Source organism: Methylophaga thiooxydans DMS010, from assembly GCF_000156355.1.
Lineage (GTDB): Bacteria > Pseudomonadota > Gammaproteobacteria > Nitrosococcales > Methylophagaceae > Methylophaga > Methylophaga thiooxydans.
Genome location: NZ_GG657899.1, coordinates 231,712 through 254,613 on the forward strand (window position 1 = coordinate 231,712; position 22,902 = coordinate 254,613).

23 protein-coding genes are annotated in these 22,902 nt (G+C 47.0%); 3 read left to right on the forward strand and 20 right to left on the reverse strand.

The window, feature by feature from the left end; all coding sequences use genetic code 11:
* Positions 1-13: 13 nt before the first annotated feature.
* The 10 genes from flhA to MDMS009_RS10005 are packed head-to-tail and all read right to left on the reverse strand — an operon-like array spanning position 14 to position 7,914.
* A complete protein-coding gene (gene flhA, locus MDMS009_RS09960; protein ID WP_008291226.1) occupies positions 14-2,098 on the reverse strand; it encodes a flagellar biosynthesis protein FlhA in 2,085 nt (694 codons plus the stop codon).
* Positions 2,099-2,104: 6 nt separating this feature from the next.
* Positions 2,105-3,238 (reverse strand): flagellar biosynthesis protein FlhB, encoded by a 1,134-nt coding sequence (gene flhB, locus MDMS009_RS09965; protein ID WP_008291270.1) that lies wholly within the window; start codon positions 3,236-3,238, stop codon positions 2,105-2,107.
* Entirely contained in the window at positions 3,231-4,013 is a 783-nt protein-coding gene (gene fliR, locus MDMS009_RS09970) for a flagellar biosynthetic protein FliR (RefSeq protein WP_008291590.1), read from the reverse strand. The genes flhB and fliR overlap by 8 nt, the downstream gene beginning before the upstream one ends.
* A gap of 4 nt (positions 4,014-4,017) precedes the next feature.
* Positions 4,018-4,287, reverse strand: coding sequence for a flagellar biosynthesis protein FliQ (gene fliQ, locus MDMS009_RS09975; RefSeq protein WP_043888171.1), 270 nt, complete (start codon positions 4,285-4,287; stop codon positions 4,018-4,020).
* A 2-nt stretch (positions 4,288-4,289) separates the two neighbouring features.
* Entirely contained in the window at positions 4,290-5,024 is a 735-nt protein-coding gene (fliP, locus tag MDMS009_RS09980) for a flagellar type III secretion system pore protein FliP (protein WP_008291553.1), read from the reverse strand.
* Positions 5,024-5,428 (reverse strand): flagellar biosynthetic protein FliO, encoded by a 405-nt coding sequence (gene fliO, locus MDMS009_RS09985; protein WP_237700512.1) that lies wholly within the window; start codon positions 5,426-5,428, stop codon positions 5,024-5,026. The genes fliP and fliO overlap by 1 nt, the downstream gene beginning before the upstream one ends.
* A gap of 26 nt (positions 5,429-5,454) precedes the next feature.
* Positions 5,455-5,922 (reverse strand): flagellar motor switch protein FliN, encoded by a 468-nt coding sequence (gene fliN / locus MDMS009_RS09990; protein ID WP_008291500.1) that lies wholly within the window; start codon positions 5,920-5,922, stop codon positions 5,455-5,457.
* On the reverse strand, positions 5,919-6,941 hold the full coding sequence (fliM, locus tag MDMS009_RS09995) for a flagellar motor switch protein FliM (protein WP_008291425.1): 1,023 nt from the start codon (positions 6,939-6,941) through the stop codon (positions 5,919-5,921). Before fliM ends, fliN begins: the two co-directional genes overlap by 4 nt.
* 2 nt (positions 6,942-6,943) lie before the next feature.
* Positions 6,944-7,453, reverse strand: coding sequence for a flagellar basal body-associated FliL family protein (locus tag MDMS009_RS10000; protein ID WP_008291394.1), 510 nt, complete (start codon positions 7,451-7,453; stop codon positions 6,944-6,946).
* A 50-nt stretch (positions 7,454-7,503) separates the two neighbouring features.
* Positions 7,504-7,914 (reverse strand): flagellar basal body-associated FliL family protein, encoded by a 411-nt coding sequence (locus MDMS009_RS10005; RefSeq protein ID WP_008291713.1) that lies wholly within the window; start codon positions 7,912-7,914, stop codon positions 7,504-7,506.
* Here MDMS009_RS10005 and asd point away from each other — a divergent pair.
* On the forward strand, positions 7,914-8,891 hold the full coding sequence (gene asd, locus MDMS009_RS10010) for an archaetidylserine decarboxylase (protein ID WP_237700513.1): 978 nt from the start codon (positions 7,914-7,916) through the stop codon (positions 8,889-8,891). The genes MDMS009_RS10005 and asd overlap by 1 nt on opposite strands.
* Positions 8,892-8,957: 66 nt before the next feature.
* Here the strand turns inward: asd and zwf are convergent, their stop codons facing one another.
* Complete coding sequence (zwf, locus tag MDMS009_RS10015) at positions 8,958-10,427, reverse strand: glucose-6-phosphate dehydrogenase (RefSeq protein WP_081443617.1); 1,470 nt, start codon at positions 10,425-10,427, stop codon at positions 8,958-8,960.
* Between the two features lie 78 nt (positions 10,428-10,505).
* Here zwf and glgA point away from each other — a divergent pair, with 78 nt between their 5' ends.
* Together glgA and ppc are read left to right on the forward strand one after the other, a co-directional pair.
* The gene (glgA, locus tag MDMS009_RS10020; RefSeq protein WP_008291738.1) at positions 10,506-11,969 is read left to right on the forward strand and encodes a glycogen synthase GlgA; all 1,464 of its coding nucleotides are present in this window, start codon (positions 10,506-10,508) and stop codon (positions 11,967-11,969) included.
* A gap of 3 nt (positions 11,970-11,972) precedes the next feature.
* The gene (gene ppc, locus MDMS009_RS10025) at positions 11,973-14,816 is read left to right on the forward strand and encodes a phosphoenolpyruvate carboxylase (protein ID WP_008291289.1); all 2,844 of its coding nucleotides are present in this window, start codon (positions 11,973-11,975) and stop codon (positions 14,814-14,816) included.
* Positions 14,817-14,820: 4 nt separating this feature from the next.
* On the opposite strand, the gene MDMS009_RS10030 is transcribed toward ppc, so the two are convergent.
* The 9 genes from MDMS009_RS10030 to trxA form a co-directional block, all read right to left on the reverse strand.
* Positions 14,821-15,324 carry a paraquat-inducible protein A gene (locus MDMS009_RS10030; RefSeq protein WP_319946226.1) on the reverse strand — a complete coding sequence of 168 codons (504 nt, stop codon included), beginning with the start codon at positions 15,322-15,324 and terminating at the stop codon, positions 14,821-14,823.
* Entirely contained in the window at positions 15,314-16,522 is a 1,209-nt protein-coding gene (locus MDMS009_RS10035; RefSeq protein ID WP_008291247.1) for a DEAD/DEAH box helicase, read from the reverse strand. Before MDMS009_RS10035 ends, MDMS009_RS10030 begins: the two co-directional genes overlap by 11 nt.
* Positions 16,522-17,394 (reverse strand): SMP-30/gluconolactonase/LRE family protein, encoded by an 873-nt coding sequence (locus MDMS009_RS10040; RefSeq protein ID WP_052298164.1) that lies wholly within the window; start codon positions 17,392-17,394, stop codon positions 16,522-16,524. Before MDMS009_RS10040 ends, MDMS009_RS10035 begins: the two co-directional genes overlap by 1 nt.
* A gap of 54 nt (positions 17,395-17,448) precedes the next feature.
* A complete protein-coding gene (locus tag MDMS009_RS10045) occupies positions 17,449-18,315 on the reverse strand; it encodes a DMT family transporter (RefSeq protein ID WP_008291621.1) in 867 nt (288 codons plus the stop codon).
* Positions 18,316-18,321: 6 nt separating this feature from the next.
* Complete coding sequence (locus tag MDMS009_RS10050) at positions 18,322-18,828, reverse strand: DUF411 domain-containing protein (protein ID WP_008291519.1); 507 nt, start codon at positions 18,826-18,828, stop codon at positions 18,322-18,324.
* Positions 18,828-19,079: a hypothetical protein gene (locus MDMS009_RS10055; RefSeq protein ID WP_036312562.1), complete on the reverse strand. Its 252-nt coding sequence runs from the start codon at positions 19,077-19,079 to the stop codon at positions 18,828-18,830. Before MDMS009_RS10055 ends, MDMS009_RS10050 begins: the two co-directional genes overlap by 1 nt.
* A complete protein-coding gene (locus tag MDMS009_RS10060) occupies positions 19,079-20,191 on the reverse strand; it encodes a TRAP transporter substrate-binding protein (protein ID WP_008291720.1) in 1,113 nt (370 codons plus the stop codon). The genes MDMS009_RS10055 and MDMS009_RS10060 overlap by 1 nt, the downstream gene beginning before the upstream one ends.
* Positions 20,192-20,209: 18 nt before the next feature.
* Positions 20,210-22,381 (reverse strand): DNA helicase II, encoded by a 2,172-nt coding sequence (gene uvrD / locus MDMS009_RS10065; RefSeq protein WP_008291292.1) that lies wholly within the window; start codon positions 22,379-22,381, stop codon positions 20,210-20,212.
* 181 nt (positions 22,382-22,562) lie between these two features.
* Complete coding sequence (trxA, locus tag MDMS009_RS10070) at positions 22,563-22,889, reverse strand: thioredoxin TrxA (protein ID WP_008291434.1); 327 nt, start codon at positions 22,887-22,889, stop codon at positions 22,563-22,565.
* Positions 22,890-22,902 lie beyond the last annotated feature (13 nt).

Here is a 22,902-nt window from a genome sequence, read left to right on the forward strand (position 1 = left end):
CTCAATCTGTCTTTCATCGACCAATATTGGCCACTATCCTAATTTGCTTGTCGTCCGGTATTTCATTGTAGGACAACACATTCAGCCCCGGGATAGAGTGTCGGATGAAGCGAGATATCCAACTACGCAAACCTGCCTGAACAACAAGAATGGCAGCATCGCCAGTCATTTCTTGTCTTTGTGTCACATCCTGCAGGTTCTTGTGCATGTTCTCTGCCAGTCCGGGTTCCAGACTGGCGCCACCTTCACCAGAAGCCTGTAAAGTTTTCAGCAATATCTGTTCCAGTTCTGGATCTAGCGTGATGATAGGCAGATCGGATCGGGTGCCATTGATGTGCTGCACAATAGAATGACTCAAGGCCATTCGCGTTGCAGCTGTGATCGCTTCAGGATCAGGATTACGAGCAGCCTGTTCTGAGATGGACTCAGTGATAGTACGGATGTCGCGAATCGGAATGTTTTCTTCCAGCAGGCTTTGCAGCACCTTCTGTACAGTGCCCAGTGGTACTGTGTCTGGTACCAGGCCTTCCACCAGTTTTGGCGCGGTTTTAGCGAGGTTATCCAACAAGTGTTGTACTTCTTCACGCCCTAATAAGTCATGCGCATGATTATTCAGAATTTTACTTAAATGGGTGGCAATAACCGTATCGACATCTACAACGGTATAACCCTGTGCCTGAGCATGTTCACGTTGGCTGGTATCAATCCAGACTGCATCAAGCCCAAAGGCAGGGTCGTGCGTTTGCACCCCATCAAGGTCGCCAAAAACTTGACCCGGGTTGATAGCCAGCATGCGATCGGGAAAGACTTCTGCCTCACCAAATGTCACACCAAATAGGGTGATTTGATAGGCGGTAGGTGCTAAATCAAGGTTGTCACGAATATGCACAGGGGGAATTAAAAAGCCCATTTCTTGAGAGATTTTCTTTCTTATGCCTTTGATTCGATTCATTAATTGGCCGCCTTGGTTTGTATCAACCAAGGGAATCAAACGGTAACCAACTTCTAAACCAATAGGGTCAACGGGGCTCAGATCGTCCCAACTCAGTTCTTTTTGTTCGCGTGGTGCTTCAGCTTGTGGTGCCTGAGCTGCAACCTCAGCGACGGCGGCGGCTTTTTGACGTTGATGAATAAAATAAGCACTCCCGCCACCTAAGGCCGCTAGCGTCAGAAAGGGGACGTTAGGCATACCTGGGATCAAGCCGAGCCCCGCCAAGATGGCCGACGTCACTGCCAAGGTTTTGGGATTGCTGAGTAGCTGCCCAACAATCTGCTCGCCCATATCCTGTTCTTTAGTCGAACGGGTGATAAGTAAACCGGCAGCAGAGGCAAGTAATAATGAAGGGATTTGTGCGACCAGACCATCACCAATAGTCAGCAATGTGTAGTTCTGCGCCGCTTGTGCAAAGCTTAAATCATGTTGCGCTACGCCAATAATGAAGCCACCAATGATATTGATAAATAAAATCAAAATACCGGCTATGGCATCACCACGGACGAATTTACTGGCACCATCCATAGAGCCGTAAAAGTCAGATTCCTGCATGATTTCTTCACGCCGGCGCCGGGCCTCGTCTTGATCAATTAATCCGGCATTCAGATCGGCATCGATTGCCATTTGTTTACCGGGCATCGAGTCCAAGGTGAAACGAGCGCTCACTTCGGCGATACGGGTCGCGCCCTTTGTGACCACCACAAAGTTGATAATGACTAAGATAGCAAACACCACAAAACCGACAGCGTAGTTACCACCAATAACAAACTCACCAAACGCCTCAATAACGTTACCAGCAGCAGCGGCGCCGGTATGGCCTTCGAGTAAGATAATACGGGTGGATGCAACGTTTAACGCCAAACGGAGCAAGGTGGCAATCAGCAAAATGCTGGGAAAAGCCGCGAAATGAAGCGGTTTTAACATGTAGATGCTGGCTAAGACGATGACCAACGACAAGGCAATATTAAAGGTGAATAGCATATCCAGCATAAACACCGGTAATGGCAAAATTACCATAGCCAGTAAGGCGACCAGTAACATCGGTGCGGCGAGGTGGCCATTCACAACTGACTTCAAGCGTGCGGCCATGACATTATTTTCCATCTACAATCAATCTCGTCTCAGTTCATCCGGTATTGGCAGGTCATCTGGGTTCAGGTTCGGTTTGTTACCACCGGTTTTGTGATAACGACGTAACTGGAACACAAAGGCCAATACTTGAGCCACTGCAATATATAGACCAGATGGAATTTCATCGCCGATTTCTGTGGAATAATAAACCGCTCGTGTTAATGGTGGTGCAGAGAGGATAGGGACGTCATTGTGCTCAGCGACCAAACGAATTTGTTGTGAGATGAAGTCGGCACCTTTAGCGACCACGACAGGCGCACCGGTTTTGGTTTGGTCATAACGTAATGCCACCGCGTAATGGGTCGGGTTAGTGATAACAACATCGGCAGAGGGAATATCCTGCATCATGCGTTGTTGTGATAATTCCACCTGCATCCGACGAATCCGACCTTTAACCTCAGGGTTGCCGTCGGTTTCTTTCATTTCATCTTTGACTTCCTGCTTAGTCATACGCAGTTGTCGGTTATGGTTCCAAATCTGGAACGGTACATCAATCAGTGCAATCAGAATCAGGCTGGCGCAGATGGCCAGAAATACCCACATCGTCAAATAGCCCAGATCGGCCATGGCAACGTTTACTTCCTGTCGACCGAGCGTCAATAATTGGTCGCGGATACTCCATAAAATAGCGGTGGAAATGACACCGACCAGAATAAATTTACCCAGCGCTTTTGCTAGTTCGATTAAGCCTTGAGGGCCGAAAATACGTTTTAAGCCCTTCAATGGATCCATGCGTTCACCTTTCGGTGCCATGGCTTGTGCTGAAAAATTCCAGCCGCCTATCAGCGCTGGCGCAGCCAAGGCAGCTAAGACAGTAACACCGAGAAACATACTTAAATCAAAGGCGATGGTTTCGATGGTATAAATGAAGTGATGAATCATCGCCATCGGATCGAATAGTTCTTTTCGGGTGAAGCTGAAAGACTTGTTCATTACCTGAGCCATGCTGGCAATGATGTTTTTCCCCATGAATAACAATGCCACAGCACTGGCAATCAGAACCATTACTGTAGTGAGTTCACGGGAGCGTGGAACTTGGCCCTTGTTTCGCGCCTCATCAAGGCGCTTGGCGGTTGGCTCTTCTGTTTTTTCCTGTGCGCTTTGTTCAGCCATCTTTTTGTACCAGCAAGCGTGCCATTTGCAGCATGTAGTCGCTCATATTGACCAAATGCCCTGCCACATTAGGTAAGGTAATTAGCATCACCACAAACCCTAAAATGATGGTCATCGGGAAACCGATACTGAATGGACTGATTTGCGGTGCCGCCCGAGACAAAATACCGAATGCCAGATTCACCATCATTAAGGAACCTATCGCAGGTAATGCAATAATGACACCAGCAGCATACATCCAACTGGCCTGGGCGACGATATCTCGAAAATCAACCGGGCTGAGACCTGTTGCCGCGATGGGTAAAGTGACAAAGCTCTCGCTCATGACCTGAATAAGAATCAGGTGACCGTTGATGCTGACAAAAATTAAGGTAATAAAGACGAGGTAGAACTGACTGATTACCGGCACCATGACACCGTTTTGTGGATCGACCATTGAGGCAAAGCCCAGGCCCATCTGCATAGCGATAATCTGACCGGCAACGATAAAGGCGTTGAACAACAGTTGCAGCATAAACCCCATGCAGGCGCCAATCAGAATTTGATGAGCAATAATCAGTAAACCTTCAGCGCTCAACGCGTCGACCTGCGGTACTTGAACAGGGATGTTGGGCACGATAACAATGCTTATCGCCACGGCCATCAGAATACGTGAGCGTTGGCTGATAAAGTTACTGCTGAAAATTGGCGCTACCATCACCATGGCGGCAATGCGAAAAAAGGGCCAGAGATAAGCGCCCAGAATGCCGGTGATTTCGGCGCTGCTGACGTCCATATGGTCAGCCTATTAAGAAAGGAATATCTTCAAACAAACGCTGGGTAAAACTCAGCAGCATGCTAAGCATCCAGGGGCCTGCAAAGATCAACACTAAAATGGTGATGAAAAGTTTTGGAATAAAGGTCAGGGTTTGTTCATTGATCGACGTTGCCGCTTGAAACATACTGACAATAAGCCCGATACCCAGGGCAGGCAGCAAAATCATAGCAATTAACAGACTAATGACCTGTAGCGTTTGTTGCATGACAGTGAGAACAGTTTCAGGCGTCATCGTTATACGTAAAAACTAGAAGCAAGTGTACCCATCAACAACGCCCAGCCATCAATTAATACAAACAGCATGAGCTTGAAGGGCAACGAAATTAGCATTGGTGACAACATCATCATACCCATGGCCATCAACACACTGGCTACCACCAGATCAATGATAAGAAATGGGATAAATATCAAAAAACCAATCTGAAATGCGGTTTTCAATTCACTGGTGACAAATGAAGGTAACAGCAGGCTAAATGGAATATCTTCAGCGCTTTGTAGCTCTTCATAACCGCCGATAGAAGCAAACAGTTCAATATCGGTCTCACGTGTTTGTGCGATCATAAATTCTTTAAAAGGCTGACTGGCCTGTTCAAACGCGGTCGTGAATTCGATTTCACCGTCCATATACGGCACAACGGCATTTTGGTAAGACTGATTGAAAACCGGGTGCATGATAAAGATAGTCAAAAATAGAGCCAGACCAATCAAAATTTGGTTCGAGGGTGTGGATTGCACCCCCATGGCTTGGCGCAAAATAGCCAATACAATAATGATCCGTGTGAATGAGGTCATCATCATCAACGCGGCGGGCAGCAGCGTCAGTACGGTCATTAATGCCAGAATTTGCAGCGTGACGGTGTAACTTTGGCCGCCGTCTTCGTTTCCAGTTACCGTTACCGCAGGAATACCCGGTTCGGCTACAGCTAACAGTGGCGCAAATAACAGTAAGCATGCCAACAACACACGCATTATTTGTCACCTCGTTGTTGCATGATTTTACGTAGCTTGCCAGCAAAGTCTGACGAGATGCCATTGCTGCTTGCAACGCTAAGCGGCGTTTCCAGTTTATGCAAAGTATTGATCTGCTGCGGAGTGACGCCCAGTAAAATTTGCTCGTCACCAATTTGTACCAAAACAGCTCGTTCGCGGCTGCCGAGTGGAATACCTGCAATGACTTTCAGCTTGCCATTGGCGGCGGTATGAAAACTGTTTGTGCGTTTCAATAGCCAAGCCACTAACACCACACAAGCTAATACCAATAATAAGCCCATCAGCGTCTGGAGCAGATTGACCGCAGACAAAGGTGACTCTGTCAGGGTGCGTGCTTTTTCAGTTTGTTCTGCGGCGAACAACGGCATACTCAACAGCAGCATGCTAGCTTGGGTAACAAAGCGTCTCATTAGCGAAGTTTCTTGATGCGTTCTGAGGCACTAATGACATCGGTTAAACGAATACCAAACTTATCATTCACCACGACGACTTCACCGTGTGCGATTAGCGTATCGTTGACTAAGACGTCCATCGGTTCACCTGCTAATCGATCCAGCTCAACTACCGACCCCTGACTCAATTGCAGCAGGTTTCGGATACTTATACGGGTGCGGCCAATTTCCATCGAGATAGTGACAGGGATGTCCATCACCATATCGAGGTCAACATCCTTGCGTGGCTTGCCATCATCATCCAGTTGAGCAACGGGAGCCGGATTGGCTTTTTGTTGTGTTGATTCAGCCGCGGCTTGTTCTTCCATTGCTTCTGCCCAGGGATCTTCCTGTTGAGCGTCGCCAGCATCGCCTGTTTGTTCTTCTAGTGCAGCAGCCCATTCATCAGCCAGCTCCTGATTTTGTTCTTGGGTGTCTTCACTCATTTTTTCTTACCTTTCTTGAGATGATAGGTCGGGTTGGGGTCTTTCGGGTGTTCAATGACTTCAGCAATTTTCAGTGCTGCTTTTTCATTATGTTCGCCATAGCTTGCTCGAAACATCGGTACATCTTCAACCATAGCAACGACATTTTTCGGCATTTGAATCGGGATAATATCGCCCGTTTTGAGTTTGTGAATTTGGGCCAGTGTGAGCGAGGTTTCAGCTAATTTTGCCCAGATTTCAACATCGGCAACCATAAGCTCTTCTCGCATGGCCTTGGACCAACGGCCATCATCTGCCGTACGGTCACTTTGCAGGCCGGTATCCAGTAACTCACGAATTGGTTCCAGCATCGAGTAGGGGAAGGTGAGGTGAATATCGCCACCACCACCATCAAGCTCAACGTGGAAGGTTGAGATAACCACAACCTCACTCGGGCTGACGATATTGGCAAACTGTGGATTCACCTCATGACTGACAAACTCAAAGTCGACTTCCATGACGGGTGACCAAGCTTCCGTTAGATCGGTAAAGCAGAGGTTTAATACCATGCGGATAACGCGAAGTTCAGTGGCAGTAAATTCACGACCTTCTATTCGTGCCTGAAAGCGTCCCTCGCCACCAAAATAGTTATCAAGAATAGTAAAGACCAACTTGGGTTCCAGCACGATCAGCCCTGTACCGCGTAGAGGGTGAAGGTGAATCAAGTTAAGGCTGGTGGGAACGAACAAGGTGTGCATATACTCAGAAAATTTCATTACCTGAATGCCACTAACGGAGATTTCTGCAGAACGGCGAAGCATATCGAACAAACTAATTCGTAGGTAACGACCAAATCGTTCGTTGATCATTTCCAGTGTTGGCATGCGACCGCGAATAATGCGTTCTTCATTGCCAAAGTCATAGTCACGAGGCGCTCCAGAATCATCCTCTTGTGCGGATGAGGTTTCTACTTCCCCATCGCCGAGACCGTTAAGGAGGGCGTCAACCTCATCTTGTGAGAGTATGTCGTGTACAGCCATGGTTATTGCATGATGAAGCTGGTGAAATACACCGCTTCTAGCTCATTCTCCATACTGGTTTCGGATTTCAGCACCCGATTAATCGTTTCCAAGCATTTTTTCTGTAATGCCTTGGTACCCTCGCTGGTCTGCAGTTCGTCATAATTTTGACTGTAGAACAGCATTAGCAACTCATGCTGAAGTGCTGGCAAATGTGCGTTAAATGCATCAATAACCCGTTGATCACGTGCCATTACTTTCATTTTTACCTGCATATAACGTACCGAATCGTTACTTTGCTCAGAAAAATTAACGATAAACGGATCGTTGACACTAAAGTAAATAGGCGCCTGTTTGACGGCTGCGGCATTGTCTTGGCTTTCAGTTGCATCCTCATCGTTACCGCCCATCAACATGACGGCTACCAGACTGATGGCAGCAAGCAACATCACAGCGATCACAATGATCAGTAGCTTGGTTTTGTTACCGCTTTTTTCTTCCGTTACTTCTATGTCGTCTCGTTGTTCAGCCATTAATGCATTCCGTTCTTATTTGGTTATTAGTTAGCAAGGAGTATGCCGTTTTATTGCAGGATAAAACTGGTGAAATAAATTTGCTCAAGACCATCACTACCCGTTTCCTGTTGTAATAGTGTGCGTATTTTCGTCAAGGCTTGCTGCTGTAATTGTTCACGTCCCGCTACGGTACTGACGGTGTCATAGCCTTGTTCGGTGAATAAGGTGCGCAAGGCATCCTGAATCATCGGCAAATTATGTTGGGCGCTATCAAGCACAGTGGGTTCATGTGACATCAGCGCAACTTTGATCTGCAGGTAACGTGCTTTTTCCTGACTTTGGTTGAGAAAATTGATGGTGAATGGTTCCTCAATGCTGTAATAGATAGAGGAGGTCTCCGCTGCGCTTTCTGCCGCCATCAAGGGGGATGCGCCAATCAGGCTGAATATTAGGAAAATTGAGGTGAGCAGCTTGTTCATTGCTTGTATACTCCGTGTTTTATTACAGCAAAGGCATAAGCGAGGATTATGACAAGCTTAGGCAGCAGGTTAAAGAGGGGCAACACGTGAAGTTGGAAGATAACCATAATAAACAACTAAAATCATGCAGTTTGGTAGATCAATTACTGACTTTGCCCCAGTACCTGATTCCACAACACAGTCTGTCGGTACTTATGCACCGCTTGACTCAAAGTAACGTCACCTGGTTTAAAAACCTGTTTATTCGTTTCATCTGTTGGAAATTTAAGGTTAATTTGGATGAGGCTGCAACGGCTGATTTAACTGACTATGCCAGCTTCAATGCGTTTTTTACCCGCCAGTTGCGCGATGGTATCAGACCGGTTGCCGAAGGTGATGACATTATCGTCTCGCCGGTAGATGGCGCGATCAGCCAATTAGGTAAGGTTTCTCATGGTCGTATTATTCAAGCAAAAGGCCGCGATTATTCGGTCACGGAATTACTCGGAGGTAATCAGCTGTTAGCCAAACAGTATGAGTCGGGCCAATTTGCAACCATTTACCTGTCGCCCAGAGATTACCACCGAATTCATATGCCGGTAACAGGTAAACTCGTGGCGATGCGCTATGTGCCGGGGAAACTGTTTTCTGTCAATCCGCGCACAGCGCGTGCGGTGCCAGAGTTATTTGCGCGAAATGAGCGTCTTGTCTGTCAGTTTGAAACGGAGTTTGGGCCGATGGTGATGGTATTGGTCGGGGCGATTTTTGTGGGCAGTATGGAGACTGTCTGGTCGGGGCAAGTAACGCCGCCTTATGGTAAAGCGGTTCAAGATTGGCAATATACTGGTGAGCAAGCCATTACACTGAAAAAAGGGCAGGAAATGGGACGCTTTAACATGGGGTCAACGGTAGTAATGTTAGTGCCGGGCAAAATGAATGATTTCAACCCTCGCTGGCAGGCGGGTGATGCTATTAAGCTAGGCCAGGCAATGAGCTAAGCGATATTTGTTATATACAAAAAAGCCGGCATTAATGCCGGCTTTTTTGTGTCTGTTTTATCAGCGTTAAATGTTATTACGCCAAGCATGACATGAGTTTTCATGTATGCGTGAGACTTCTTCTGGTCCCCATGTACCCGCTGGGTAAGTGTGGACATGCGATTTGTCTTTGGCCCATTTCTCGATGATGGGATCGACCGCTTTCCAAGCCAAGCTTACTTCATCTGAACGCAGGAACAATGAACGGTCACCTTGGATGGCATCCAGAATCAGTGCTTCATAAGCATCCAGGCGATGTTTATTTTCGTCAGATTCAACGGTTTCCAAACCAACCGTGTGATTGGTCAGCTCTAAACCAGGTTGCTTAGCCTGTAGTTCGATACGTAAGGTGTTGTCTGGTTGTAAGCCCATCACAATCCAGTTGGCGTGACTATCACCAATCTCAGTGTCCTTAAACAACTCTTGAGGTGGTTTCTTGAATCGAATCGCAATCATGGCTTTTGATTCAGGCATGCATTTACCAGTACGCAGGTAGAATGGCACACCACGCCAGCGCCAGTTATCAATGTAAATTTTCATTGCCGCATAGGTTTCGGTGACGCTATCGTTAGGTACTTCATCGTCTTCCAAGTAACCCGGTTCCGGTTGGCCATTAACTTCGCCAGCAGAGTACTGACCACGAAATGCATGATCATCAACCATGTCTTCAGTGATAGGACGAATTGATTTCAGTACTTTTACTTTTTCGTCACGTAAAGATTCATCATCCAAATCGGCTGGTGGTTCCATCGCAACCAATGCCATCACCTGCATAAGATGACTTTGAATCATGTCACGCAATGCGCCGGAATCATTATAGTAACCAGCACGGCCACCAACGCCTTGTTGTTCAGCATGGGTGATTTGAACGTGGTCAATGTAGTTGCGGTTCCACAATGGTTCTAATAATAAGTTAGCAAAGCGGAATACAAAGATATTCTGAACGGTGCCTTTACCAAGGTAATGGTCGATGCGGTAGGTTTGTTTCTCAGTGAAATTTTTGCTGAGAATGCGCTCCAGATCTTCGGCGCTTTTTTGGTCAAAACCGAATGGTTTTTCAACAACCAGATGACGCCAGCCATCATCTTCTCTATTCATACCGACAGCAGCAAGTTGATCGCCAACAACGCCAAATAAAGCAGGACTGATAGAGAGATAGAACACAATATTCTGAGAAAAACCGTTATCAGCGTTTGTGACGAGATCTTTCAATTCGTGATAGCCGAATGCGTCATTGATATCGCATTTGAAGTAGTGGATACGATCCAAAAATGAACTCAGCAGATCATTATCGACGCCGTCACGTGCTTTAGGTGTAACGAATTCTGTGACTTGCTGTTTCCAGTCTTCCTGTGCACACTCACGACGACCCATGCAAATAATGCGCGTATCATCGGTTAATCTGTTTTCTGCATCCAGATGATACAGAGCAGGTAGCAATTTTTTCTTAGATAGGTCGCCAGTGGCGCCAAAAATAACAATTGTACAAGATTGCATGATTTCTCCCGTTGCAGACTCTAACTCAGCCCTTGACCGTATATAATTGCAGAATTGTACAATTTTTAGGAGATTGGCGTGCGAAAAATTCTCTTTGCCAGTAGCGAAGTACACCCATTAATCAAAACCGGCGGCCTTGCAGATGTCTCTGCCAGCCTGCCTATCGCGCTGCATGAGCATGGCCAGGATGTACGCATAATCATGCCTGCATACCGACAATGTCTGCAGCAACTGGACACAGTGGAAACCGTCGCCACCATCAAGCTGGATGGCTATCATCTGCCCGTTGATATTCTGCAAGCCACCTTGCCAGATAGTGATGTTGTACTGTGGTTGTTGCACTCACCGCATCACTTTGATCGTGATGGCGGCCCATATAGTCACCCTGATGGCCATGACTGGGAAGACAACGCCGCACGCTTTGCTTTATTTTCGCGTGCTGCTGCTCAAGTTGCACTCAACCATGTCGGCCTGGATTGGCAACCTGATGTATTGCATTGCAATGACTGGCAAACCGGCTTAGCTCCGGCATTATTATCGACACATAAAAATCGTCCGGATATTGTCTTTACTATTCATAATCTTGCCTATCAAGGTTTGTTTTCTTTCGATGAATTTCAGTCTCTGGATTTGCCTAAGGCGTTATGGCACATGAATGGACTTGAGTTCTACGGCATGATGTCATTTATGAAAGCCGGTCTCATTTTCGCTGATCACATTACGACCGTTAGTCCCACCTATGCTAAAGAAATATGTGGTCATGAATTTGGTTATGGCCTGGAAGGCTTGCTCGCTTTAAGAGCAGATCAAGGACGGCTCAGCGGTGTTTTAAACGGGATTGACACCCATGTATGGGATCCTGCCCATGATAGCTTGCTGAATAAAAACTACAGCTTGAAAACCGTACGTCATAAAGCACTCAACAAAACGGCGCTGCAGCAGCAATTCTTTTTAGATGAGTCCAAGGATAGTTTGCTGGTGGGCTTGATCAGTCGTTTGGTGTCTCAAAAAGGCATTGATTTAGCCATCACGGCGATGACCCAAATCATTGAAGCCGGACATGATGTGCAGTTTATCTGTTTGGGAAGCGGCGAGCATAGCTACGAACAGGAATTGCGCATTTTAAGAGCGCGTTTTCCCGATAAGGTGGCGATTACGATCGGCTATGACGAAGCCTTGTCTCATCATATTGAAGCAGGCTCGGATGTTTTTTTAATGCCGTCGCGTTTTGAGCCGTGTGGACTAAATCAGATGTACAGTTTGCGCTATGGCACCTTACCTGTAGTGCGCCATACCGGCGGGCTCGCTGATACAGTAGTTGACGCCACCGATGAAAACCGCAAAGCTGGAGTGGCAAATGGCTTTTGTTTTAATGATGCGACGGTTGAATCTCTTCACACCACCTTGCTTAGAGTTGTCGCATTATTTCAAAGACCAAGACTTTGGCGCAGCATGATAAACGTTGCAATGCAGCACGATTTCAGCTGGGAAAACAGTGCCAATACCTATATCGAACTCTACCACCAGATAAAAAATCGCTAATTTATGACTGATTACCAGCCTGTATTGAGTACAGTTGAAAAACTGTCGTTACTCAGTGACAAAGAATTGCGCCAACATGTCCGCTTTCTGGGACATATCCTTGGTGAAGTAATTGATGAACGCGCCGGTCGAGAAGTATTTGAGACGGTCGAGCGCTTACGTCAGGGCTTTATTACTTTGCGTAAGGATGACAATGCAGCGTTACGCACCGAGTTGCTGAGTTTTTTAAATACGTTGGACGCCACAACGCTCAAAGAAGTGATTCGTGCGTTTAGCCTCTATTTCAGCTTGCTTAACACGGCTGAAGAGGCGTTCAACTACCACAACCGCATGATTCAACTGCGCAATGGCGGTGAGCTTTGGAATGGTTCATATCTCGATACCCTGACCCAGTTGAAACAAGAAGGTGTCAGTCTGAAGCAGCTTCAGCATTTGTTGGATGAAATGGTGTACATGCCGGTGTTTACTGCGCACCCCACGGAGTCTAAACGCCGTACCTTAATGGAAATCCTGCGCCGCATTTTCCTGCTTGATGAAAAGCTCACCAATGATCCATTAACGCCATTTGATGAAGAGCGCACCCGCAAAGAGATTAAGAAGCAGGTACAACTGCTGTGGTCAACAGATGAAGTGCGCGCCATCAAACCTACCGTGCGTGATGAAATAAAAAATGGCCTGTATTACTTCAATGTCAGTTTATTCGATGCGGTGCCCAGAACCTATCGCAATATCGAAAATGCGATTCGTCGGGTATATAGCGATGAAATTGCTGCAGGTACCGAGTTTACCGTGCCGGGGCTGGTGAAATTTGGTTCCTGGATCGGTGGTGACCGCGATGGCAATCCATTTGTTACCGCAGAAACCACTGAAATGGCGATTCAACTGCAAAAGCGAACGGTGATTCGCCGCTACCTTGATGATGTCACCAAGCTTAGCTATGTGCTGACCCAGTCAGCATCACTGAGCACTATCAGTGACGCTTTGGCTGATAGTCTTGAGCAATCAGAGCAGCAATATGCTGGTGCTTTCAGAGCGAAGCCAGACCGCTTTTTGCACGAACCCTATCGCCGTAAACTCTACATGATGCGGCATCGTCTTGAAGATAATCTCAGACTGATTCAACAGTATTTTCGTCCTGACTTAGCGCCTACTGCCCTCGGTGTGGCGTACGCAAATGAAGATGAATTACTGCAAGACTTACACCTTATTTACGATTCTTTAGTTGAACATGGTGATGCTGAGTTGGCAGGGAGTGAATTAAATGACCTGATCCGCTTAGTGGAAACATTTGGTTTTTATCTTTATCACCTCGATATCCGTCAGGAATCAACCCGTCACAGTGAAGCACTGGCTGATGTGTTAAAAGTGACCGGACTGTGTGATGACTACCACCAGCTTGATGAAACAGAGCGACAACAACTTTTAACGGAGCTGTTGTCACGAGACGCTTTGCCTGAAATGCCGGATATTGATGGTCAGAATCAGGAAGTGCTTGCTGTATTCAAACTGATGACGCGACTGCATCGTGATGTGAGCGCACGCGCATTTGGCAGCTATGTCATTTCGATGACACATCAGGCGAGTCATATTCTGGAAGTCCTGATGCTGGGGCGTTTTGCTGGCTTATGTGGCTATGACGAGCATGGGCAAACCTTTTGTCATATCCGTGTATCACCTTTATTCGAAACGATTGAAGATTTAAGTCATATCGAACCTGTGATGTCGGCATTACTGAATAATCCACAATACTGTCGCTTGCTTGACGCCTCCGGCAACCTGCAGGAAGTGATGCTCGGCTACTCAGACTCATGTAAAGATGGCGGTATTCTGGCATCAGGTTGGAATTTGTATCAGGCACAGAAAAAAGTGTCTGGGCTGGCACAAAAGCATAATGTTAAATGCCGAATGTTCCATGGTCGTGGCGGTACTATTGGTCGCGGTGGTGGCCCAACCCATGATGCGATCTTGTCGCAGCCGATGGGCACGGTACAGGGACAAATCAAATTTACCGAGCAGGGCGAAGTGCTGTCATTCAAGTACGGTAACATCGAAACGGCTGCCTATGAGCTGGGTATGGGCGTATCTGGTTTGATGAAAGCATCACGTAGCGTGATCTCTGAAACGGAGCAGGTGGAACCTGACTTTTTGACAGTGATGCAGGCAATCACTCAAACCGGTGAAGCCAGTTATCGCAAGCTGACAGAAGATACCGCAGGATTTTTGGACTATTTTTATGAGGTCTGCCCAGTCACTGAGATTGGCATGATGAACATTGGTTCGCGGCCCTCACATCGTAAAGCCGGTGATCGTTCCAAGTCTTCAGTCAGAGCTATCGGCTGGGTCTTTTCTTGGGCGCAATCTCGACATACCTTGCCTGCCTGGTATGGCATTGGCACAGCCCTAGAAAACTGGCATCAGCATGATCCGGAAAAGATCGCTTTTTTACGAAAAATGGTTCAACAATGGCCATTTTTCCGTGCCTTGCTAAGCAACACACAAATGTCTTTATCAAAGGCAGATATGAGTATTGCCAGCCGTTATGCTGCCTTATGTGAAGATGCCTTTCAGGGGCAGCAGGTGTTTGAACTGATTGCCGCCGAATACGATAAAACCGTAGAGCAGGTGTTATTTGTGGTCGAAGCCGATAAGTTGATGGCCGAAACGCCGGAACTGCGTATGTCACTGCGTCGACGTGAACCGTATTTGGATCCGATCAATTACATTCAAATCATGTTGCTGCAACGCTATCGAGATAGCGCTGTTGATGAGCAAGAGCGTGAACAGTGGAGCGATCCGCTATTACGCACTATCAGTGCGATTTCAGCCGGGATGCGCAATACGGGTTAGCGATTTAGCGACTAGGGTGAGGCTGTTGGTTTTCCAATAGCTTCACCGTTGATTGGGTGGTTAACATAATCAACAATACCGCGACACCAAACACGTACAACCCGGGGTGAATCTGAATACTGGCGATAGCACCCATTTTGACCGTGACAATGAGCATCGCTACTACCATGACATCAAGCATCGCCCAGCGACCATAGTCGTGAATCAAGCGAAGTAACTTCATTTTGATCGGATGCGGCCGATTATCGTTTTGTAAGAGTTTGAACAGCAACGCAATTTTTGTCAGTGGCACCACCACACTGAAGCAGGCAATGACGATAAATAAAATATATTGCCCGGCCTTCCAGAGTTCTGTGATGCCTGAAATCACCGAGAAGTCATTACGAATGACAATAAACTGCGTAATGGTCAGCATGGGCAGGAATAAGCCCGCTATCAGCAATATACTGCTTATAACAAGCAGCCAGCGAAGTTGCACATAACGATGTTGATGTTGGCTACTCAGCACGATCTTTTTTAGCGATATAACGCGGTTTGTCTTTGTTCTTGCTTTTGGTTTTATTGCTTTTTGCTTTCGGTGTCAGCCCTTTCATTTTCAAAACCGGTAAAGGCTGGCCGATGTGATGCTCTACGCGTTGCAGATTTTTATGATCATGCGGTTCTACCAGATTCACGGCAGTCCCAGTTTGTCCTGCACGCCCCGTACGACCTACGCGATGAATATAAATATCGCCACGAAACGGCACATCGTAGTTAATGACATGACTGACTTGGGGTAAATCAAGGCCACGAGCAGCAACATCGGTAGCCACCAATGCTTTCACTTTGCCTTGGCGAAATTTACGAGTACGTTCGCGGCGATCAGCCTGATTGAAATCACCATGTACCACTTGCGCCGAAATATTCTGCGATTGTAAAAACGCACTGACTTCTTCTGCGCGTTCTTTTTTATTGCAGAAAATTAAAGCACTTTCGCAGTCTGTTTGTTTAATTACTGCCGCGAGAAGGGCTTGCTTATGTTCACGATTATCGGCGAGATATACTTGCTGGCTAACTTGCTGGGCATATTGATTAGCCGCATCAACTTCAATACGAGAAGCGTTGGGCAGTAGGGCATTGGCAAACAATTCCACACCTGATCCTGCCAATGTTGCTGAGAATAAACTGGTTTGGAATGCCGTGGTAATGGTCGCGAGTACATTAGCGACATCGGGGCCTTGGCCCATATCCAGCATTCTGTCGGCTTCATCGATAACGACAAATTCTATCTCAGACAAGTCGGCTTGCTCGTTTTCGACCAAGTTTAATAAGCGTCCCGGTGTCGCGATAACGATATCACAACCATTTTCTAGATATGCCAGCTGTGCGGTAGGTGCTTGACCACCTGTCACCATTGCAATATGTGGCTGATTGGCTTTACCTAAGTGATGAATCACATGTTGGATCTGAAACGCTAGTTCTCTGGTCGGAGCCAGAATTAACGCTTTTGGTAATCGGCCATGATTAGGTTCGTCCAATAGCTTTTGTAATAAGGGTAAAACAAAGGCCGCTGTTTTACCGGTGCCAGTCGCGGCGCAGGCAAGCACATCTTCACCCGCCAAAAGTAAGGGAATGGCTTCTTGCTGAATCAAGGTAGGCTCTTTATAGCCTTTATCCGAGGCGGCTAATAGCAACGACTCGTCGAGCATTAAATCTTCAAATTGCATTAACGAATCATCCGAAAAGCCAAAACATTGTTTTGCAGCATCATAGGCACGATAACCAGATCGTTCTCTGGCATCACGGTATGATCAGCACTGCCTTGCTCAAATTCAATTAGGGTCTCACTACTACCATTAGGCGACACCAGCATGAGTCGACCACTCATCCAGTCGGTGACGAGGTAATTCCCCATTCCATCAGCTTCAACACCATCGAGATTGCCGATCGGGGTTTTATCTCCAAGGCTGCTGATTTCAAGTGTATTCAGATCAATTTTTTTCAGGTGACCCGGGACATCGGTTGCAAAACCGTCTCCGGTCATATTGCCCCAACTGCCGACGATAAGACTTTCATGCTCAACGAGCAGACCATTTGGTGACTCTAATGCGGGATCGACAAACCACAAAGTGAACTCATCCGCTGCGAGTCGATAGATACGGTTGGTCATCATATCGCTGACATAGACATTGCCGCGTTTATCAATAGCAACATCATTGAGGAATTTAGCGCCTTCTGCTTGATAGCGTTGTACGATCTTTTTGTTTGCAACATCAATGACAACTAACTCGTTGATGTCAGCAACATAAAGATAGTCACCATTTAAGGCCAGTCCTTTGGGGGCATTCAGATCATCGAGCCAATGTAAGCTGAGTATTTTGCCATCGACTGATAATTGCGAAATAAAGCCATTACTATCAAAGGCATCAGGACTGCCATTAACGTTAGACACAAATAAGGAGTCACTGCCAGGATGATAAATCACTGATTCAGGTCCTTTCAGATCTGGCGTTGTTTTCCAGATGGGTTTTAATTTTGGGCCGGCCATGGCGCTTGTTGAAATTAGGCAAAAAGCCACAATAACGGGAAGAAATTTCATCGTTATCTCCGTTGTCAGAATAAGAATATGATAGCAGTCACTCGGTTTTTACGCTCAGGCGTTTAATACCATCAGGCTGCCGCCGACCATCACCAAACAGGCTGCTAGACGGCGAAAAATGTGTTTTTCATTAAAGATGCGATAGCCCAGAAATACCTGCAGCACCATGCTCAGTTGAAACAATGCCAGTGAGTACGCCACTAGTAACTGCGAAAAAACAAACATGGTCATGTACTGCATCAAGAAAATCAGACAGCCCAAATAGAGCAGTGGGTAAACCTGATTCCTGGCTAAAACAAGATCGTCACGAAAATTATCACGCACAAAGATGAGCTGCGCCACGCCTGCCAGTGGTAAGCCAATCAGACACCAAAAAACCGTCGTTGGTAATGCGCCGCCTGCAATGACTGCATTTTTCAGCGGCAAGGTGCCAATCGAGAACAGTAGGATAGAAAGAAAGCGAAATTGTACGCCTTTTTCCGTAAATAAGTGCCACATCCTGCCCTGATGTGATTTGGGTGGAAATAAAAAGTAACTCCCCGCGACGATCACACAAACACCTAAAAAGCCTTGCAAGCTAGGAATTTCACCGATAAACAGCATCGCTAACAACATCGAGATAACGACTTTGTAGGCATTGAGTGGACCAAATACAGATAAATCCGTTCTGGATAGCGACATCACCAGAAATAAGGTGCCCGCCATATCCAATAAGGCGGCAAAAAAGATATTAATCCAGAATCGTGTGCTCAGTTCAAAAGGGTTGAATGTCCATAACAAGGGCAGACAAATAATCGCCAATACCAGATACGAAGCAAAGACGATAAAAAAAGGATGCAAGCCACGATGGGTTAATTGCTTCTGAAATACATTGGAAAACGCCGAGAACAAGAGTCGTCCCAGCACAACAAAAGCTTCCACCTAGACTTATTCCTGAGGTGGAACGCGGTAGTAAAGGTTCTCTGAGTCCACGTTGTAGCGATTGAAAATACGATAATTACCCATTTCATCAAAACTTATCACGGTAAACATGTCTTTCTTTTCGCCCATTTCCATGCCGGGCGTACCGACGGGCATTTGGGGAACGGAGAGCCCTTTAATGTCCGGCTTGTTAAGGAGTAAGCGTTTAATGTCATCAGCGGGCACATGGCCCTCGATCAAATAACCGTCAACAAGGGCTGTGTGGCATGAGCCCATTACAGTTGGAATACCTGCCTTATCTTTTATCTCCGCTAGGTTGTGCGTGACTTCATCCAGCACATTGAAGTCATGTTTTTCCAGATGTTGAATCCATTTGTGGCAGCACTGACAATCCGGGCTGCGGTAGACAGTAATTTCCGTTTCCTGTTCTAAATTCAGTGTGGCGCTGTCCCATTCACTGTCGGCCATGACAGGCAATGCAAAGACAAAAAATAAGGTGAGTAAACGTTTCATTAGTTATATTCAACCAGAATTTCGGTTTTAGGACTGATACTTTCAATATGGGTGACAGCTGCCATTACCGTTTTTTCATTGATCGTATCAACCTGATCGGGCAAGCCATGTATGTCGATACCTGCAGCTTGTAAACGTGATAAATCTGAGCCTTCAAGCAAAGAAGGGTTTAGCCACAGCGTTGCTTTTTCAGCAAGAATCTCAGCTTCAGCTTGTTGTAGACCGTCTTCAGTAAAAATCACAAAAATCATTAATCGTGCTCGATTGCGAGGTACGATTTTTCTGAAATGGCTGTCCAGGCATCATCTTTCTGACGAAATGCTTCATAAGCCTCATAGACACGTTTGAACTTAGGATCGGCTGTGGCTTCTTCTGCCAAAGTTTCCTCAGTCATGGCAGCAAGTCGGCTTAACACATCATCGGGAAAGCGTTGAATCCGAATATCGGAACGGGCTCGCATTTCTTTGAGCGCAGTCAGGTTTTTCTGTTCCATCTCTGACAGCATTAATACATTTTCAGACTCGGCTGCGTGAGTGATGATGGCTTTAAGATCGGCAGGTAAACTATCCCACGCGCGCTTATTGACCGTCAGTTCTAATACGGTGCCTGGCTCATGCCAGCCTGGGTAGTAGTAATGTTTTGCTGCACGGTACAGGCCTAAACGTTGATCGTGATAGGGGCCAATCCATTCAGTAGCATCAATCGTGTTACGTTCAAGCGCGGTGTAGACTTCACTGCCAGCAAGTAATACCGGGTTACCGCCCGCTTTGGCAAAGACTTTGCCGCCCAATCCCGGAATACGCATTTTCAAGCCCTGAAGATCGTCAACAGAGTTAATTTCCTTATTGAACCAGCCGCCCATCTGTACGCCAGTATTACCGAGCGGGAAGGGCACAACATGGAACGGCTCATAGATTTCGCGCCACAACTCCAGGCCACCACCGTGATACAACCAGGCATTCATACCGCGAGGTGTCATACCAAATGGTACGGTTGAGAAAAACTGTGCTTCGGGTACTTTGCCAGCCCAGTAATAGGCACTGCCATGACCCATTTCAACGGTGCCCTGAGATACCGCATCAAACGTCTGCAGAGCCGGGATCAACTCACCACCAGCGTAGACTTTGATCTTAATGCGCCCGTTAGACATGGCTTTCACATTTTCAGCAAAGCGTTCAGCGCCTTCCTGAAGAACCGGGAAACCTGGGGGCCAGGTAGTGACCATCTTCCAGTGATAGGTTTTATTGCTGTTTACCCCAACCGCAGAGTCTGCGTTGTCCTCGGGGCCACACGCCGTTAATGCGACGACGGCGATAACAAGCAAAGTAAAGAGTAACGAACGGATAAAAGCCGTTTTCAGCATGGTTGTTTCGTTCCTGAGTTATAAGACATCTAACTTAGCATAAGCCAGTACTAGCCACTTACTTCCTGCGTGTTTAAAGTTAACCTGTACCCGTGCATTTTTACCAGCGCCTTCGGTATCAATGACAATACCACTGCCAAATTTTTGATGATGAACCTGTTGTCCGGTTTTAAGACCGGTTTCATTGGTGTCTACGCCGCTTGAGCGTCCTTTTGATGCTAAGCTCGGTGAGACAAGATTATTGCGCGCTCGCACTTCTTCAATACAGGCCGTTGGCAGTTCACTTAAAAAGCGTGATGGGCGTTGTATCATTTCCTGACCGTAGAGGAAGCGCTGCTCGGTGTAGAGCAAATACAAGGTTTGTCGAGCACGGGTCATACCGACATAGCAAAGCCGACGTTCTTCGGCGAGCCTTAGCGGATCATCGCTGGATTTCTGCCCTGGAAATAAGCCTTCTTCCATGCCCACCATAAACACCATGGGAAATTCTAAGCCTTTGGCTGAGTGCAGGGTCATCAGCTGAACACAATCTTCCCATCGATCACCTTGGTTTTCGCCGGCTTCTAATGCGGCATGCGACAAAAATGCATCCAAGTCGGACATGCTTTCAAATTCTTCGTCTTGCGGACGCACAAACTGGCGAGTGGCAGTGGCCAATTCATCAAGGTTTTCAATCCGACCTTGGCCTTTTTCGGATTTATCTTTGGCAAAGTGCGCACGTAATCCGGTTTCATCAATCACCAGTTGCGTTAATTCATGCAGTGGCATATCCGGCTGTTCGGGCGTCAAAGAGTCAATAAGGGTAATAAATCCTGCCAGGGCATTACCGGCGCGAGCAGCAAAGGCTTTGGCATCCAGCATTTCTCGCGAGCTTTGCCACATGGTAATGCCACGCTCGCGGGCGTATTGCCTGAGCTGGGTTAGCGTTGCGGCACCAATACCGCGAGTAGGTGTATTCACAATACGTTCAAATGCCGCATCATCTTGGCGGTTTGCGACGAGACGTAAATAAGCTAATACATCTTTAATTTCGGCGCGTTCAAAAAACCGTAAACCACCATAAACCCGATAGGGCATGTTGGCCTGTAATAAAGCTTCTTCAATCACTCGCGATTGAGCATTTGAACGATATAAAACGGCAGTATCACTGCGTTGCTTACCGTCATCCACCCATTTGTTGATTTGAGAAACCAGATAGGAGGCTTCGTCACGCTCGTTAAAAGCGTTATAGACCTGAATCGGTGTGCCGTCTTCGCCATCTGTCCACAATTCTTTGCCTAAGCGCTCACTGTTATTAGCAATGACCGCATTGGCAGCTTTAAGGATATTACCGGTGGAACGATAGTTTTGTTCCAGCCTGATCGTGGTGGAGTTGGGATAATCGTTATCGAATTGGAGAATATTCTCGATGCGGGCACCGCGCCAACCGTAAATAGACTGATCGTCATCGCCAACAATAAACAGATTGCCGCTATGACCTGTTAGCAGACGCAACCATGCATATTGTAAGGTATTGGTATCCTGAAACTCGTCGACCAGGATCTGACGGAAACGCTGCTGATATTGCGCCAGAATATCGGGCCGCTTAAGCCATAATTCGTGACTACGCAGTAAAATTTCGGCAAAGTCGATAACGCCAGCGCGCTGACACGCTTGTTCATAAGCTTGATAAATCGCCAGCATTTTTTGAGAGTAAGGATCATTGCCTGCCTGGATATCTTTAGCACGCAATCCTTCGTCTTTTTGACCGTTGATGTACCACTGTGCTTGCTTTGGCGGCCATTGCGCTTCGTCAAGCTCCATAGCGCGAACGATGCGTTTGATCATGCGCAGTTGATCGTCACTGTCGAGAATTTGAAAGCTTTGCGGCAGATCCGCGTCTTTCCAATGTGAGCGGAGCAGACGATGCGCCAGACCATGAAATGTGCCCACCCACATGCCGCCGGGCGGGTAGCCCAGAATATCTTCAATACGACCACGCATTTCCGCGGCTGCTTTGTTGGTAAAGGTAACAGCCAGAATATTGGCAGGCGAAAAATCTTCCGCTTGAATCAACCATGCAATACGGTGCACCAGTACGCGCGTTTTACCACTTCCGGCACCGGCGAGAATTCGGGCATGGCCCAAGGGCGCAGCAACAGCTTCACGCTGCGGTTTGTTTAGGTCGTTTAATAACTCAGAAACATCCATTATTTGATCATAGCGTCGGATAACATCTAAAGACCGGCACCTTTGGCGCCAGACAGGCAGATAGGGGTCGGTATTATCATTCCATCTTCACTGTTAGGGGGCTATTTACAGTGTCAGGATGACAATTAAGAGTGGATGGGGTCCTCCCCACATCAATCAGATGTGGGGAGGATGACACGTTTTAAATATTGCTATCTAAGAACGCTGTCAGTTGTGATTTCGTCAGTGCACCGACTTTAGTCGCTTCGACTTCACCGCCTTTAAACAGCATCAGAGTCGGGATACCACGGATGCCATAGCGCGGTGGCGTGTCCTGATTTTCATCAATGTTCAGTTTGCAGATCTTTAATTTGCCTGCATATTCAGAACCGATTTCTTCCAAAACAGGCGCGATCATTTTGCAAGGACCACACCATTCCGCCCAGTAATCAACCAAAACAGGCATGTCGGACTGTAATACTTGGCTATCAAAGTCGCCATCGGTCACGTTGGTGACGTTTTCGCTCATGTTTCATCTCCAG

Excerpts from the sequence above, each read along its gene's own strand:
- flhA (WP_008291226.1), bottom strand. The coding sequence starts at position 2,098 with ATGGAAAATAATGTCATGGCCGCACGCTTGAAGTCAGTTGTGAATGGC.
- flhB (WP_008291270.1), bottom strand. The coding sequence starts at position 3,238 with ATGGCTGAACAAAGCGCACAGGAAAAAACAGAAGAGCCAACCGCCAAG.
- fliR (WP_008291590.1), bottom strand. The coding sequence starts at position 4,013 with ATGGACGTCAGCAGCGCCGAAATCACCGGCATTCTGGGCGCTTATCTC.
- fliQ (WP_043888171.1), bottom strand. The coding sequence starts at position 4,287 with ATGACGCCTGAAACTGTTCTCACTGTCATGCAACAAACGCTACAGGTC.
- fliP (WP_008291553.1), bottom strand. The coding sequence starts at position 5,024 with ATGCGTGTGTTGTTGGCATGCTTACTGTTATTTGCGCCACTGTTAGCT.
- fliO (WP_237700512.1), bottom strand. The coding sequence starts at position 5,428 with ATGCTGCTGTTGAGTATGCCGTTGTTCGCCGCAGAACAAACTGAAAAA.
- fliN (WP_008291500.1), bottom strand. The coding sequence starts at position 5,922 with ATGAGTGAAGACACCCAAGAACAAAATCAGGAGCTGGCTGATGAATGG.
- fliM (WP_008291425.1), bottom strand. The coding sequence starts at position 6,941 with ATGGCTGTACACGACATACTCTCACAAGATGAGGTTGACGCCCTCCTT.
- MDMS009_RS10000 (WP_008291394.1), bottom strand. The coding sequence starts at position 7,453 with ATGGCTGAACAACGAGACGACATAGAAGTAACGGAAGAAAAAAGCGGT.
- MDMS009_RS10005 (WP_008291713.1), bottom strand. The coding sequence starts at position 7,914 with ATGAACAAGCTGCTCACCTCAATTTTCCTAATATTCAGCCTGATTGGC.
- zwf (WP_081443617.1), bottom strand. The coding sequence starts at position 10,427 with ATGCAATCTTGTACAATTGTTATTTTTGGCGCCACTGGCGACCTATCT.
- ppc (WP_008291289.1), top strand. The coding sequence starts at position 11,973 with ATGACTGATTACCAGCCTGTATTGAGTACAGTTGAAAAACTGTCGTTA.
- MDMS009_RS10035 (WP_008291247.1), bottom strand. The coding sequence starts at position 16,522 with ATGCAATTTGAAGATTTAATGCTCGACGAGTCGTTGCTATTAGCCGCC.
- MDMS009_RS10040 (WP_052298164.1), bottom strand. The coding sequence starts at position 17,394 with ATGAAATTTCTTCCCGTTATTGTGGCTTTTTGCCTAATTTCAACAAGC.
- MDMS009_RS10050 (WP_008291519.1), bottom strand. The coding sequence starts at position 18,828 with ATGAAACGTTTACTCACCTTATTTTTTGTCTTTGCATTGCCTGTCATG.
- MDMS009_RS10055 (WP_036312562.1), bottom strand. The coding sequence starts at position 19,079 with ATGATTTTTGTGATTTTTACTGAAGACGGTCTACAACAAGCTGAAGCT.
- MDMS009_RS10060 (WP_008291720.1), bottom strand. The coding sequence starts at position 20,191 with ATGCTGAAAACGGCTTTTATCCGTTCGTTACTCTTTACTTTGCTTGTT.
- uvrD (WP_008291292.1), bottom strand. The coding sequence starts at position 22,381 with ATGGATGTTTCTGAGTTATTAAACGACCTAAACAAACCGCAGCGTGAA.
- trxA (WP_008291434.1), bottom strand. The coding sequence starts at position 22,889 with ATGAGCGAAAACGTCACCAACGTGACCGATGGCGACTTTGATAGCCAA.